Here is a 13,845-nt window from a genome sequence, read left to right as displayed (position 1 = left end):
CCGGAACCATTCCTGATGTCACTTCGCCATTTCACCGATCTTTCCGCCGTCTCCGAAGGCGATCTGCGGTTCATGCTGGACGATGCGGTGGTGCGCAAGGCGCGCCTCAAGGCCGGCGAGCGCACCAAACCGCTCGAAGGCAAGGTGCTGGCCATGATCTTCGACAAGCCGTCGACGCGCACGCGTGTCTCCTTCGACGTCGGCATGCGCCAGCTCGGCGGCGAGACCATCATGTTGACCGGCACCGAAATGCAGCTCGGCCGCTCCGAGACCATCGCCGACACCGCCAAGGTGCTGTCGCGCTATGTCGACGCCATCATGATCCGCACGACGTCGCATGAGCGGCTGCTCGAGCTGACCGAGAACGCCACCATCCCGGTTATCAACGGGCTGACCGACGATACCCATCCTTGCCAGCTGATGGCCGACATCATGACCTTCGAGGAACATCGCGGTCCGGTTGCCGGCAAGACCATCGCCTGGACCGGCGACGGCAACAATGTGCTGCATTCGCTGCTCGAAGCCTCGGCGCGCTTCCGCTTCAATCTCAATGTCGCGGTGCCGGAAGGCAGCGAGCCGGCGCAGAAGCATATCGACTGGTCGAAGACCAACGGCGGCAAGCTGCATTTCACCCGCTCGCCCGAGGAAGCCGTCGATCAGGTCGATTGCATCGTCACCGACTGCTGGGTGTCGATGGGCCAGGAGCACCGCGCCCGCGGCCACAATGTCTTCTCGCCCTATCAGGTCAATGCGGCGCTGATGGCAAGGGCCAAGCCCGACGCCCTGTTCATGCACTGCCTGCCGGCGCATCGCGGCGAGGAAGTCACCGACGACGTCATTGACGGGCCGCATTCGGTGGTCTTCGACGAGGCCGAGAACCGGCTCCACGCCCAGAAGGCGGTTTTGGCCTGGTGTCTGGGCGCTTGATCTCCAGGCGCTTGATCTGCGGGGGCGCGATGCCTATTTGCGCCCCATCACGCAAATCAAGCGCGTTTGGACGCATGTGCCCCTCCGGGCCGCATGGCCGCGCCCTGGAGCTTTGTCATGTTGGAAACGTATCAAGTGACTGAACATCACCCCAAACTCGGCGAGTTCGGCTATGCCGGCGACGATCATGTCGTGCCCTTCGAGGTCGGCCCGCTCGACGTGCGCGGCCGCACCGTGCAGCTCGGGCCGATGCTCGACGCCATCCTCAGCCGCCACGATTACCCCGAGCCGGTTGCCCGCCTGCTGGCGGAAGCCTGTGTGCTGACGGTGCTGCTCGGCACCTCGCTCAAATTCGAGGGCAAGTTCATCCTGCAGACCCGCACCGACGGGCCGGTCGACATGCTGGTCGCGGATTTCTCCACGCCCTCGGCATTGCGCGCCTATGCGCGCTTCGACGCCGATCGGCTGGAGGCCCTGGTGGCCGCCGGCGAGACCTCGCAGCAGACGCTGCTCGGCAGCGGCGTGCTGGCGCTCACCATCGACCAGGGCGCGCACACGCAGCGCTATCAGGGCATCGTCCAGCTTGACGGCGAGACGCTGGAAGACGCCGCGCGCACCTATTTCCGCCAGTCGGAGCAGATCCCGACCGATCTCAGGCTTTCGGTGGCCAAGCTTCTGACGCCCGGCCCCGGCGGTGCGCGCGAACAGTGGCGCGCCGGCGGCATACTGGCGCAGTTCCTGCCGCAGTCGCCGGAGCGCATGCGCGTGCCCGACATTTCGGGCGGCGATGGCGATCCGCGCGACGTCACGCATGAACCGGCCGACAATTCGTGGCTTGAACTGGTGGCCCTGCTCGGCACCATCGAGCCGACCGAACTGATCGACCCGACCATCGGCGCCGAGCGGCTGCTCTACCGGCTGTTCCACGAACATGGCGTGCGCGTCTTCGGCGGCGTGCCGGTCGCCGACCAGTGCTCATGCTCAAGGGACAAGATCCGCGGCATTCTAGAAGGCTTCTCCGCCGAAGAGATCAAGGAGAGCACTCAGGATGGCGGCATCCACGTCGCCTGCGAGTTCTGCTCGACACAGTACGACTTCGACCCGGCCGAATTCGCGGCTCAGTGAAACGCTTCCTTCTCCCCGTTTCACGGGGAGAAGGTGCCGGCAGGCGGATGAGGGGCAGCGCGACGTGGGCGAATAGCCGCCGCGTATCTCACTCAGGCGCCGTTGTGGGCGGAAGATAGTCTCACCAGTCCGGCGCCGCCCCTCATTGTCCTGCCGGGCGTTCGTCACTCGAAAAGCCAAGCAATTGGCTTTTCGTCCGCTTCGCGGACCATTCCTCAATTCCCCGTAGAACGGGGAGAAAGACGCTAATTCACCGTCCGCCTCGTCCCCGGCAAATCCAGCGAAAACGCCGGAATAGCGATGTCGAACGTCTCGCCCCTTTTGTTGCGCATGGTGTAGTGCCCGACCATGAAGCCCGACGGTGTCGAGAGCGGGCAGCCGGACGTGTATTGATAGCTGTCACCGGGATTGAGTTCGGGCTGGTCGCCGACCACGCCGGCGCCGCGCACCTCCTCGACCCGGCCGCTGCCGTCGGTGATGTGCCAGTAGCGCGACATCAGCTGCACGAACTCGTCCGACTGGTTGTCGATCGTCACCTGGTAGCCCCAGACATAACGGTTCTCCTGGGGATCGGAGCGATCCTCCAGGTAGAACGGTCTGACCTGCACTTCGATGTTGCGCGTGACGGCGCGGTACATGGGCTGCTCCAGTTGCGCGGCAGGAATATTTGTCGCGTTGCGCGGTTGATACGCGCAGAGCGGCATGTCCTGCCAGCCTCAAAGCGCAGGTGCCGACAAACAATGTCATTTAAGTGACACATGACAATGTTGGTGTGCACAAACTTTGCCGGGCGACTCAAGGCCCCATCTGTCGACTGACGAAGTGGCCGCGAGCGGCCTTTCCGGAGTGACCAGATCTCGATGGAACTAGCTCTCACAGCCGCCTTCGCTTCCTCCGCTTTGCTTCTTTCCAATCTCGCCAGCATCCTGCTTGCATCGTCGAAACTGAAAGCGCGGCGCCTCATCCCTCCGCCATCCGGCAACCAGCCGCCGGTCTCGATCGTCGTGCCGTCGCGCGGCGTGGAGCCGTTCACGCAGGAGACGCTTCAGCGCGCCCTCTCGCTCGGCTGGCCGCGCTACGAGTTGATCTTCTGCGTCGCCCATGCCGAAGACCCTGTGGTCAAGCTCATCAACGCCGCAATCGCCGGCCATCCCGAGATTCCGGCACAACTGCTGATCGGCGATGACCGGGTTAGCGCCAACCCGAAGCTCAATAACTGTGTGAAGGGCTGGCAAGCGGCGCAGCACAATTGGGTCATCCTGGCCGATTCCAACGTGCTGATGCCTGTCGACTATGTCCAGCATCTAATGGCGGCCTGGCGGCCGGACACCGGGCTTGTCTGCTCGACCCCGATCGGCTCGCGGCCGGATGGTTTTTGGGCCGAGGTCGAATGCGCCTTCCTCAACACGCTGCAAGCGCGCTGGCAATATACCGGCGAGGCGCTGGGCCTCGGCTTTGCCCAGGGCAAGAGCATGCTGTGGAACAAGCCGATGCTCGACGCCAATGGCGGCATCGAGGCGCTTGCCGCCGAGATCGCCGAAGATGCTGCCGCGACCAAGCTGGTCAACGGGCTCGGCCTGCGCGTCAATCTCGTCGCCTCGCCGTTCGAGCAGCCGCTCGGCCAGCGCACCTGTGCCGAGATCTGGTCGCGACAGACGCGCTGGGCGCGGCTGCGCCGCGTCACCTTCCCGCTGTTCTACACGCCCGAAATCCTGACCGGTGTGGCGGTGCCGCTGCTGCTCGCGCTGGTCGCGGCGGCAAGCGCCGGCGTCGGCCTGCCCACCACGGCTTTGTGCGTCCTGGCCTTCGCCTATGCGCCGGAATGCCTGCTCGCTTGGGCCAAGGGCTGGTATTTGTCACCGCGCATCGTCACTGCCATGATCGTGCGCGATGTGATGCTTCCAGCCATCTGGACGCGCGGCTGGCTCGGCGGCGCGGTCGAATGGCGCGGCAACGCCATGACCATCCGCACCAAGGCGATGACGGAACTGGAAGAGGCCTCGTCAGGGGCGTGATTCCGGCAGCTCAGCTTGATTTCCCGATTCAATTATCGTATATACAAAAATTATTGAATTTCTCTCTATTTTTGTGTACACATAATTTATGGAATGCGCCGTTGGCGATGCTGTTCGAGTGGGATGAAAACAAGGCAAAGACAAACAGGGCCAAGCATGGCGTGGACTTTGCGATCGCTCCGTCCTTCGATTTCGCCAATGCTCTTATCAGGCTCGATGACAGTGAGGACTTTGGCGAGGATCGTCTCGTTGCGATCGGTCTGATCGCGGCTGGCGTCTATATGATGGTTTATGTCGAACGACGCCACGCCATCCGCGTTATTTCACTACGCAAGGCCACAAGGCAGGAAATTAAGGACTATGTCGAAAACCTCTAAGACCATCGTGCACCGCGAGGCTACTCCGCCAAAGCAGTCACGTGCTGATGCCTTGGCGCTTGCCAGCAAGGCGCTGGCCGCGATGACCGACAAAGAAGATGCTGCGATCACGGCTGCCGCTGAAGCCGATCCTGATGCGTTGCCGACAGATACGGTTTCTCGCCGCAAGGCTGGCCGGCCGCCGCTCGCGCGACCCAAACGTGCCGTACAATTGCGCCTCGACGCCGATGTTCTCGACCGCTTCAGGGCCGACGGTGACGGTTGGCAGACGCGGATGAACGAAGCGCTGCGCAAGGCCGTGGGTCTGTAATCCCCGGTCTGCCTCTTTCCGCTATTTGGCCGCCTTCAGCGCCTGCTCGATATCCTCAAGCAGATCGTCCGTATCCTCAAGACCAACCGACAGCCTCAGCGTTCCCGGCCCGATGCCGAGCTCGGCGCGCGCCTCATCGCTGAGGTTCTTGTGCGTCGTCGTGGCCGGATGGGTGATCAGGCTCTTGGCGTCGCCGAGATTGTTGGAGATCAGCACGATGTCGAGCGCGTTCTGCAAGGCGAAGGCCGCCTGCTTGCCGCCTTTGACGTCGAGGCAGATCAGCGTCGAACCGCCCGTCATCTGCTTCTTGACGATGTCGGCCTGCGGATGGTCGGCGCGGCCGGGATAGATGACGCGCGCAATCTGCGACTGCCCGGCCAGGAAATCGGCGATCTTGCCGGCACTTTCCGTCTGTTGGCGCACGCGCACCGGCAGCGTCTCCAGGCCCTTCAGCAGCGTCCAGGCGTTGAACGGCGACAGGCTCGGACCGGTGTGGCGGAAATAGTCGTGCAGATTCTCGTCGATCCACTTCTTGTCCGACAGGATGATGCCGCCAAGACACCGCCCCTGGCCGTCAATGTGCTTGGTTGCGGAGTAGACGACGATATGGGCGCCGAGTAGCAAGGGCTTCTGCTGCAAAGGCGTGGCAAAGACATTGTCGACGATCAGCCTTGCGCCGATCGAGGTCGCCAGCGAGGCGACAGCGGCGATGTCGACCACTTCCAGCGTCGGATTGGTCGGGCTCTCCAGGAAGAACAGCTTCGTGTTCGGCCTGACCGCCTTCTCCCAATTGGCGATGTCGGTGCCGTCGACCAGCGTCGCCTCGATGCCGTATTTCGGCGCCAGCGTCTCGACCACCCAACGGCAGGAGCCGAACAGCGCGCGCGCCGCCACAATGTGGTCACCGGCCTTGGCGCTGCACAGGAGCGCCGCCGTCACGGCCGCCATGCCCGATGCCGTAGCGCGGGCATCTTCGGCGCCTTCCAGCGCGCACATGCGCTTTTCGAACATGTCGACGGTCGGGTTGGCGTAGCGCGAATAGATGAAACCCGGCTCTTCGCCCTTGAAACGGGCTTCCGCGGCCTGCGCCGTCTCGTAGACATAGCCCTGGGTCAGGTACATCGCTTCCGACGTTTCGCCGAACTGGGAACGCAGCGTTCCCCCGTGCACGAGTGCGGTTTGAGGCTTCCAGTTACGCTTCTTGGTGCTCATCGCTTTTTGTTCCAGACACAAAAAAACCGGCCGCGAAAGTCGCAACCGGTCCATACGGCCTTGCGGCCCGACGGTCCTTTAGCGACTTGTTTAACGTGGCTGCAAGCCGACCGGCCAAATCACCACGGGATAACGACCCTTTAGACCTCAGCCATGCTTGCGTCAATTGCCGGCTTCATTAAGAGGTTTGTACCAGGCAGGTTCCGCAAAAGTGTCCAGCGGTTTTGCGGCAAGAACCTGCCACAAAGAGACCGGCCTTGGAACGGAGCCAGCCATTGCGGCAGACAGGCATTCTTCCCGATCAGGATATTTCCGCGCTGTTCCAGTCCGGCGCGTTGAAGTCGCCGCGCGCTCTCGATTCCGATCAGGTGCAGCCGGCCAGCCTCGATCTCAGGCTCGGCGACAAGGCTTTTCGCGTCCGCGCCTCCTTTCTGCCTGGCCCCAACCACAAGGTGTCGGAGAAGCTCGAGCGGCTGAAGCTGCACGAGATCAGCCTGACCGAAGGCGCGGTGCTGGAAACCGGCTGCGTCTATATCGTGCCGTTGCTCGAAAGCCTCGCCCTGCCGGACAACATTTCGGCTTCGGCCAACCCCAAGAGCTCGACCGGACGGCTCGACATCTTCACCCGGGTGATGACCGATCGCGGCCACGAGTTCGACAAGATCGCCGCCGGCTATCACGGCCCGCTCTATCTCGAAGTCAGCCCGCGCACCTTCCCGATCGTCGTGCGCGCCGGCTCGCGCCTGTCGCAGATCAGGTTCCGCACCGGCAATGCTTTGCTGTCGGAGGCGGAGCTGAACGAATTGCACCGGGCCGAGATGCTGGTGGCGACCGAGCCGCCCAACATTTCCGGCGGCGGCATCGCGCTGTCGATCGATCTGGACGGCGATCACAATGGGCTGGTCGGCTACCGCGGCAAGCATCACACCGGCCTGGTCGATGTCGACAAGCGCGCCGCCCAGGATGCCGTCGACTTCTGGGAACCGCTCTACAAGAGCGGCGCCGGCGAACTGGTGCTTGATCCCGACGAGTTCTACATCCTTGTCAGCCGCGAAGCGGTGCACGTGCCGCCGCTCTACGCCGCCGAGATGACCCCCTTCGATCCGCTGGTCGGCGAGTTTCGCGTCCACTATGCCGGCTTCTTCGATCCGGGCTTCGGCCATTCGGCCTCCGGCGGCACCGGCAGCCGGGCGGTGCTGGAAGTGCGCAGCCACGAAGTCCCGTTCATCCTCGACCACGGCCAGATCGTCGGCCGGCTGGTCTACGAGCACATGCTGAAGCGGCCGCAGGCGCTCTACGGTACCGATCTCGGCTCGAATTACCAGGCTCAGGGCCTGAAGCTTTCCAAGCATTTCCGCACCGCCGGCTGAAATCACCGTCGGGCAAAATACTTGCCTGTGCCGGCTCGTCATGCTTGGCTATCCCTGCTGCCGGAAAACAACGGCCTAGGGGAACAAAAATGCAAATATCGAAATGGATCATATCGGCAGCCGGCGCTGCCGTACTGGTGTTAGCAGCCGGCTCGCTGGCGCAGGCACAGGAGAAATTGAAGATCGGCACCGAAGGCGCCTACCCACCCTTCAACACCATCACCGCTGACGGCAAAGTCGAGGGCTTCGACATCGACATTGCCAATGCGCTGTGTGCGCAGATGAAGGTCGAGTGCGAGATCGTCACCCAGGACTGGGACGGCATCATTCCCGCCCTGCAGGCGAAAAAATTCGACGCCATCATCGCCTCGATGAGCATCACCGAGGAGCGCAAGAAGCAGGTCGCCTTCACCAACAAATACTACACCACGCCGCTGGCGCTGGTGGCGCCGAAGGACAGCGATCTCACCTCCACCGAACCGGCCGCCCTTGCCGGCAAGACGGTCGGCGCGCAGGCCTCGACCACCCAGGCCGACTACGCGCAGAACGCCTATGGCAAGGCCGGCGCGGAAGCCAAACTCTACCCAACCCAGGAAGAGGCGATCACCGACCTGCAGAACGGTCGTCTTGACGCGGTGATTTCAGACAAGTTCGTGCTGATGGACTGGCTGAAGAAGGCGAGCGAAGGCTGCTGCAAGCTGGTCGGCGACGTCAAGGGCACCGAGACGCAAGCCGGCATCGCCGTGCGCCTGGAAGACACCGCCCTTCGCGACAAGCTCAACACGGCGATCGACGCCATCGTCGCCGACGGCACCTACAAGAAGATTCAGGCCAAGTATTTCGATTTTGATATTTATTGAGAAGTCGACGCTGCTAATCTCCCTCCTCGTGGGGGAGATGCCCGGCAGGGCAGAGGGGGGCGCGAAGGATCGCGACTTCTCGCTAAGACCAGTCTGAAGGCGCAGTTGTTTTCGATTGAAGGTTGGCGGGACAGCGCCCCCCTCTGGCCTGCCGGCCATCTCCCCCACGAGGGGGGAGATCACCTAGTCTACAACGCCTTCACCGCCACCTTCACCGGCTCCTCGATCTCCAGCGGGTTGCGCAGCGGCAATCCGAAATCTCCGGCCTCGATCTCGAAGACGTCACCGGCCTGCGTCCTGATGCCGTCAGCAAACGACAGCGTCGCCGTGCCGAACATGTGTACATGCACGTCACCGGGCTGGCGGAAGGCCGAATATTTGAAGTGGTGGTGCTCGAGATTGGCGATGGTGTGCGACATGTTCGCTTCGCCCGACAGGAACGGCTTTTCCCACAAAAGATTGCTGTCGCGATAGATTCGCGATGAGCCTCTGATGTCGGCCGGCAGGTCGCCGATGAGTATCTCCGGCCCGAACGAGGCGTTGCGCAGCTTGGAGTGCGCCAGGAACAGATAGTTCACCCGTTCGGTAACGTGGTCCGAAAACTCGTTCGACAGCGTGAAGCCGACGCGGAACGGCGCGCCGTCGTCGCCAATGACATAGATGCCGGCGATTTCCGGCTCCTCGCCGGCGTCCTGCGCAAAGGCTGGCGACATCAGTGCCGCGCCCGGCGCCACCGCCATGGTGCCATTGCCCTTGTAGAACCATTCCGGCTGCACGCCGGTCTGGCCCTTGGCAGGCTTGCCCCCTTCCAGCCCCATGCGGAACATCTTCATGGAATCGGTGAGCTGCTCCTCGCCGCCGTCGCTGAGCTTCTTGTGCATGGAATCGCGTGTCGCCGCCGAGCCGAGATGGGTCAGGCCGGTGCCGGTGAGATGCAGATGCGCGGGATCGGGATGGTTGATCGGGGACACCAGCCGGCCTTTCTTGTAGACGGCGTCGAGGTCGACGGCTTCACCGTATCCCTTGCGCTCGATCAGCGCGGCCAATCCGACGCCGGTGCGCGCAGCTTCCATCGCCAGCGAATAGACGCTGCGGGCGCCATTGATGACCCTGGTCTTGCCGCCGCCATTGCGGGCGACGACACGGATCGTCTCGGCGTCGTCGAGAATCTGGGAGATCAGCATGATGAAACCCTCTCTCATGTGCCTTGGCCCGGTTGCCTCTTGGCAAACCTTGACCTGCGCGGCTCGGACCTCGCCGCGCCACGGGTTGAACTCTTCGTCCGGATTGCGCTCGCGGGCTCGATCCCCAAGGGAACTTGCTGATGCCGGCAGGTTGCCGGCAACATCGCGATCTTGACCCGTATGCCTTCTTCGTTGCCTCGCCTAAAGCCTGTCAGGCCTTGTTCTTGTTGTAGACGTCGAAGATCACGGCGCCGAGCAGCACCAGGCCTTTGACCACCTGCTGCCAGTCGACATTGACGCCCATGATCGACATGCCGTTGTTCATCACGCCCATGATGAAACCGCCGACGACCGCGCCGATGACCTGGCCGACGCCGCCCATCGCCGAGGCGCCGCCGATGAAGACGGCGGCGATGACGTCGAGTTCGGAGCCGAGACCCGCAGCCGGCACAGCCTGGCCAAGGCGAGCCGCGATGATCAGGCCGCCCAGCGCCGACAGCACGCCCATATTGATGAACACCATCAGCGTCAGCCGCTCGGTGTTGATGCCCGACAGCTGCGCCGCCTTGGCATTGCCGCCCATGGCGTAGATGCGGCGGCCGATGGTCATGCGCTTGGTGACGAAGACGAACAGCGTGATCAGCACGCCCATGACCAGCAGCACCACCGGCAGGCCCCGGTAGCTGGCGAACTCATAGACCAGGAACAGCGCCAGCGCGCTGGCGACCAGCGTCTTGACGATGAACAGGGGGAAGGGCTCGGCCTCATAGCCATGGCGTTCGCGCTTGCGTCGCGTGCGGACCCCGAAATAGGCATAGGCCAGCACGGCGATCAGGCCGAGCACGACCGTCGTCATGTGCAGGGTCACGCCGCTGCCCAGTATGGTCTTGCCGGCCGCGTTCACTACCGGCGGCACGAGCGTCAGCGGGCCGATAATGTCGGGGATGAAGCCGGAACTGAGCATCTTGAAGTCGTCGGGAAGCGGCCCGACCGAGGAGCCGCCGCCCAGCAGCGCCTGGCAGATGCCGCGGAAGATCAGCATGCCCGCCAGCGTCACGATGAAGCTCGGTATCCGGTGATAGGCGATCCAGTAGCCTTGCGCGGCGCCGATCAGGCCGCCGACGATCAGGCAGACGATCGAAACCACCAGCGGATTGCTGAGCGGTCCGAGCTGCCAGATGACCATCATGTTGGCCGCCAGCGCGCCGATGAAACCGGCGACCGATCCGACGCTGAGGTCGATGTAGCCGGATACGATCACCAGCAGCATGCCCAGCGCCATCACGATGATGAACGAGTTCTGCTGCACCAGGTTGCTGAGGTTGACCGGCTTGAACAGTGTCCCGGACGTGGTGAACTGGAAGAACAGCATGATGACGATCAGCGCGATGATCAGGCCGTATTCGCGCAGATTCGTCGTCAGCGCCGAGACGGCGATGCGCGGGCGCTGTTCTTCGGCGACGTTGCCCTGCGGGGCCGGGGCGATTTCGGTGCTCATGCTGCTTTTCCTTCTCCCCGAACGATGGCGCGCATTATTTTTTCCTGGCTTGCTTCAGACGCCGGCATTTCGCCGACGATGCGCCCTTCGTTCATGACGTAGATGCGGTCGGTAATCCCCAACAATTCCGGCATTTCCGACGAGATGACCACGATCGACTTACCTTCCGAGGCAAGACGGGCGATGATCGTATAGATTTCATATTTGGCGCCGACATCGATGCCGCGTGTCGGCTCGTCGAGGATCAGCACGTCCGGGTCGGCGAACAGCCATTTCGACAGCACCACCTTCTGCTGGTTGCCGCCCGAAAGATTGCCGGTCATCTGATAGACGCTGGACGCGCGGATATTGGTCTTCTTGCGGTAGTCGTTGGCAACCGCGAGCTCGCGCATGTCGTCGATCACGCTGTGGCGCGACACGCCGCCGAGATTGGCGAGCGTAATGTTGTGCTTGATATGGTCGATGAGGTTGAGCCCGTAGGTCTTGCGATCCTCGGTGACGTAGGCGATGCCATGTTGGACCGCCTTGCTTACCGTGGAGACATCGACCGGCTTGCCCTTGAGCAGAACCTCGCCGGTGATGCGGCGGCCGTAGGAGCGGCCGAACAGGCTCATGGCGAATTCGGTGCGGCCGGCACCCATCAGCCCGGCGATGCCGACCACCTCACCCTTGCGCACATTGATGTCGATGCCCTTGATCACCTGCCGCTCGGCATGGAGCGGGTGATAGACCGACCAGTTCTTCACCTCGAACACGACTTCGCCGATCTTCGGCTCGCGCGGCGGATAGCGGTCGTCGAGCGAGCGGCCGACCATCGAGGTGATGATGCGATCCTCGCTGATGTCCTTCTTGGCCAGCGTCTCGATGGTGCGCCCGTCACGGATGACGGTGACCTTGTCGGCGACCCGGTTCACCTCGTTGAGCTTGTGCGAGATGAGGATCGAGGTCATGCCTTGCTTCTTGAATTCGAGCAGCAGGTCGAGCAGTGCCTGGCTGTCCTTTTCGCTGAGCGACGCTGTCGGCTCGTCGAGGATCAGCAGCTTGACTTCCTTGCTCAGCGCCTTGGCGATTTCGACCAGCTGCTGCTTGCCGACGCCGATATTGGTGATCAGCGTCTTGGGGTCCTCCTTGAGGCCCACCTTCTTCAACAGGGCGCCGGTGCGCTGCTCGTTGGCGTCCCAGTCGATGACGCCGTATTTCGCGTGCTCGTTGCCGAGGAAAATGTTTTCGGCAATCGACAGCATCGGCACCAGCGCAAGCTCCTGGTGGATGATGACGATGCCTTTGTGTTCGCTGTCATGGATGCCTTTGAACTGGCATTCCTGGCCCTGAAAGATGATCTGGCCGTCATAGGTGCCCGCGGGATAGACGCCCGACAGAACCTTCATCAGCGTCGACTTGCCGGCGCCGTTTTCGCCGACCACGGCATGTATTTCGCCTTCCTCGACACTGAGGTTGACGTTCGACAGCGCCTTCACGCCGGGGAACGTCTTGGTGATGTCGCGCATCTCCAAAATCGTCGAGGTCATCAGGGTAAGCTCCTCCTGTTGCATGTCGCTCAAAAGTGCTCGCGGTTTTGAGACAACGACATGCACGGAAACAAGGTCCGGTAGAAACAATACCGGGGTCGCTTGTGAACGGAAAGGGGCCCTGCGTTGCGCAGGACCCCTGTCTTTGCAATCGGATTACTTCAGTTCGTCGGCCTTGATGTAGCCGGAGTCGACGACCAGCGCCTGGTAGTTCGACTTGTCGACGTCATGCGGCGTCAGCAGGATCGAGGGAACGACCTTGACGTCGTTGTTGTAGGTCTTTTCATCGAGGCCGTCCGGCTTGCCGCCCGAGAGCACCTTGTCGACGAGTTCGACGGTGGCCTTGGCCAGTTCGCGGGTGTCCTTGAACACGGTCGAGTACTGCTCGCCCGTGATGATCAGCTTGACCGAAGCGGTCTCGGCGTCCTGGCCGGTGACGATCGGCCAGGGCTGAGCGTCGGTGCCGTAGCCGACGGCGCGCAGCGAGGCGGTGATGCCGCGCGACAGGCCGTCATAGGGCGATAGAACGCCATCGACGCGGCTGCCGTCCGAGTAGTTGGCCGACAGCAGGTTGTCCATGCGCGCCTGGGCGGTTGCGGCGAGCCAGCGCAGCGTGCCGACCTTGTCCATGCCGGTCTGGCCGGACTTGATCTTGATCGAGCCGTCGTCGATCAGCGGCTGCAGGACGGAGATGGCGCCATTGTAGAAGAAGAAGGCGTTGTTGTCGTCGGGCGAGCCGCCGAACAGTTCGACGTTCCACGGCTTGGTGTTCGGGAAACGCTCCTTGAGGCCCTTGACCAGCGAGTTCGCCTGGATCACGCCGACGCCGAAATTGTCGAAGGTGGTGTAGTAATCGACATTGGCGGTCTTCTTGATCAGGCGGTCATAGGCGACGACGACTACGCCGGCGTCAGCGGCCTTCTGCAGCGCATCCGACAAAGTGGTGCCGTCGATCGAGGCGATGATCAGCGCCTTCGGGCCCTTGGTTATTTCGTTTTCCAGCTGGCTGAGCTGGTTGGGGATGTCGTCCTGCGCGTATTGCAGGTCGACCGTGTAGCCGAGAGCTTCGAGCTGGGACTTGACGGCATCGCCGTCATTGATCCAGCGCTGCGAGGTCTTGGTCGGCATTAGCACGCCGACAAGACCCTTGTCGGCGGCGTGCGCCGAGTAGGTCATGGCAGCGATGCCAAGCGCCGCGACTGCGGCCAGTGTCTTGATGATTTTCACGTAAAACTCTCCCTGGTTGATGGACGCGACACCTCGGGGCTTCGCGGGCCGCGCAGTCGGGCGGATGCGCCAAAGCGCCGCCGCCGTCATATCGATCTCCGGTATCCTCCCAATCGGCCCTCAGTCGCTTGATTTAAATCGATACGATTTTGCTCGTCATCGACCGTCAAGTCTTGAGGACGCGCGAAGGGTGTGTCCCTTTGCCATAACT

13 protein-coding genes and 1 riboswitch are annotated in these 13,845 nt (G+C 62.6%); of the genes, 7 read left to right on the top strand and 6 right to left on the bottom strand.

Going from position 1 to position 13,845, the window contains the following annotated elements; translation table 11 throughout:
- The first annotated feature begins 15 nt into the window (after window positions 1-15).
- Window positions 16-927, top strand: a complete 912-nt coding sequence (argF, locus tag H0241_RS04685; RefSeq protein ID WP_181056249.1) for an ornithine carbamoyltransferase — start codon at window positions 16-18, stop codon at window positions 925-927.
- 93 nt (window positions 928-1,020) lie between these two features.
- A complete protein-coding gene (locus tag H0241_RS04680) occupies window positions 1,021-2,052 on the top strand; it encodes an Hsp33 family molecular chaperone (protein WP_181056248.1) in 1,032 nt (343 codons plus the stop codon).
- Window positions 2,053-2,297: 245 nt separating this feature from the next.
- Here H0241_RS04680 and apaG read toward each other — a convergent pair whose 3' ends face one another.
- The gene (apaG, locus tag H0241_RS04675; protein ID WP_142868334.1) at window positions 2,298-2,690 is read right to left on the bottom strand and encodes a Co2+/Mg2+ efflux protein ApaG; all 393 of its coding nucleotides are present in this window, start codon (window positions 2,688-2,690) and stop codon (window positions 2,298-2,300) included.
- A 222-nt stretch (window positions 2,691-2,912) separates the two neighbouring features.
- Between apaG and H0241_RS04670 the strand changes: the two genes are divergently transcribed.
- From H0241_RS04670 to H0241_RS04660, 3 genes are all read left to right on the top strand, one after another.
- Window positions 2,913-4,067, top strand: a complete 1,155-nt coding sequence (locus H0241_RS04670) for a glycosyltransferase (RefSeq protein ID WP_181056247.1) — start codon at window positions 2,913-2,915, stop codon at window positions 4,065-4,067.
- Window positions 4,068-4,174: 107 nt separating this feature from the next.
- Window positions 4,175-4,444, top strand: coding sequence for a BrnT family toxin (locus H0241_RS04665; protein WP_181056837.1), 270 nt, complete (start codon window positions 4,175-4,177; stop codon window positions 4,442-4,444).
- A gap of 52 nt (window positions 4,445-4,496) precedes the next feature.
- Entirely contained in the window at window positions 4,497-4,754 is a 258-nt protein-coding gene (locus H0241_RS04660) for a BrnA antitoxin family protein (RefSeq protein WP_235984001.1), read from the top strand.
- A gap of 21 nt (window positions 4,755-4,775) precedes the next feature.
- On the opposite strand, the gene H0241_RS04655 is transcribed toward H0241_RS04660, so the two are convergent.
- Window positions 4,776-5,966 carry an O-succinylhomoserine sulfhydrylase gene (locus H0241_RS04655; protein WP_181056246.1) on the bottom strand — a complete coding sequence of 397 codons (1,191 nt, stop codon included), beginning with the start codon at window positions 5,964-5,966 and terminating at the stop codon, window positions 4,776-4,778.
- A 58-nt stretch (window positions 5,967-6,024) separates the two neighbouring features.
- Window positions 6,025-6,102: riboswitch (SAM riboswitch) on the bottom strand.
- Window positions 6,103-6,241: 139 nt separating this feature from the next.
- Here H0241_RS04655 and H0241_RS04650 point away from each other — a divergent pair.
- Window positions 6,242-7,336 (top strand): 2'-deoxycytidine 5'-triphosphate deaminase, encoded by a 1,095-nt coding sequence (locus H0241_RS04650; RefSeq protein ID WP_181056245.1) that lies wholly within the window; start codon window positions 6,242-6,244, stop codon window positions 7,334-7,336.
- An 89-nt stretch (window positions 7,337-7,425) separates the two neighbouring features.
- A complete protein-coding gene (locus H0241_RS04645; protein ID WP_181056244.1) occupies window positions 7,426-8,196 on the top strand; it encodes an ABC transporter substrate-binding protein in 771 nt (256 codons plus the stop codon).
- Window positions 8,197-8,384: 188 nt separating this feature from the next.
- Here the strand turns inward: H0241_RS04645 and araD1 are convergent, their stop codons facing one another.
- The 4 genes from araD1 to chvE form a co-directional block, all read right to left on the bottom strand.
- Complete coding sequence (gene araD1, locus H0241_RS04640) at window positions 8,385-9,380, bottom strand: AraD1 family protein (protein WP_181056243.1); 996 nt, start codon at window positions 9,378-9,380, stop codon at window positions 8,385-8,387.
- 211 nt (window positions 9,381-9,591) lie between these two features.
- Window positions 9,592-10,878: a multiple monosaccharide ABC transporter permease gene (mmsB, locus tag H0241_RS04635; RefSeq protein WP_181056242.1), complete on the bottom strand. Its 1,287-nt coding sequence runs from the start codon at window positions 10,876-10,878 to the stop codon at window positions 9,592-9,594.
- A complete protein-coding gene (gene mmsA, locus H0241_RS04630) occupies window positions 10,875-12,407 on the bottom strand; it encodes a multiple monosaccharide ABC transporter ATP-binding protein (RefSeq protein ID WP_181056241.1) in 1,533 nt (510 codons plus the stop codon). The genes mmsB and mmsA overlap by 4 nt, the downstream gene beginning before the upstream one ends.
- Before the next feature lie 156 nt (window positions 12,408-12,563).
- The gene (chvE, locus tag H0241_RS04625) at window positions 12,564-13,634 is read right to left on the bottom strand and encodes a multiple monosaccharide ABC transporter substrate-binding protein (protein WP_023688685.1); all 1,071 of its coding nucleotides are present in this window, start codon (window positions 13,632-13,634) and stop codon (window positions 12,564-12,566) included.
- Window positions 13,635-13,845 lie beyond the last annotated feature (211 nt).

Origin of the sequence: Mesorhizobium neociceri (assembly GCF_013520985.1) — a bacterium.
GTDB classification, from domain to species: Bacteria; Pseudomonadota; Alphaproteobacteria; order Rhizobiales; family Rhizobiaceae; genus Mesorhizobium; species Mesorhizobium neociceri.
Note: the sequence above shows the minus strand (reverse complement) of the source record. Positions and strands in the feature narration are given on the sequence as shown.

What these genes read in the sequence shown, in the direction of transcription:
- argF (WP_181056249.1), top strand. Translation starts at nt 16, where the DNA reads ATGTCACTTCGCCATTTCACCGATCTTTCCGCCGTCTCCGAAGGCGAT.
- H0241_RS04680 (WP_181056248.1), top strand. Translation starts at nt 1,021, where the DNA reads ATGGCCGCGCCCTGGAGCTTTGTCATGTTGGAAACGTATCAAGTGACT.
- apaG (WP_142868334.1), bottom strand. Translation starts at nt 2,690, where the DNA reads ATGTACCGCGCCGTCACGCGCAACATCGAAGTGCAGGTCAGACCGTTC.
- H0241_RS04670 (WP_181056247.1), top strand. Translation starts at nt 2,913, where the DNA reads ATGGAACTAGCTCTCACAGCCGCCTTCGCTTCCTCCGCTTTGCTTCTT.
- H0241_RS04665 (WP_181056837.1), top strand. Translation starts at nt 4,175, where the DNA reads ATGCTGTTCGAGTGGGATGAAAACAAGGCAAAGACAAACAGGGCCAAG.
- H0241_RS04655 (WP_181056246.1), bottom strand. Translation starts at nt 5,966, where the DNA reads ATGAGCACCAAGAAGCGTAACTGGAAGCCTCAAACCGCACTCGTGCAC.
- H0241_RS04645 (WP_181056244.1), top strand. Translation starts at nt 7,426, where the DNA reads ATGCAAATATCGAAATGGATCATATCGGCAGCCGGCGCTGCCGTACTG.
- araD1 (WP_181056243.1), bottom strand. Translation starts at nt 9,380, where the DNA reads ATGCTGATCTCCCAGATTCTCGACGACGCCGAGACGATCCGTGTCGTC.
- mmsB (WP_181056242.1), bottom strand. Translation starts at nt 10,878, where the DNA reads ATGAGCACCGAAATCGCCCCGGCCCCGCAGGGCAACGTCGCCGAAGAA.
- mmsA (WP_181056241.1), bottom strand. Translation starts at nt 12,407, where the DNA reads ATGACCTCGACGATTTTGGAGATGCGCGACATCACCAAGACGTTCCCC.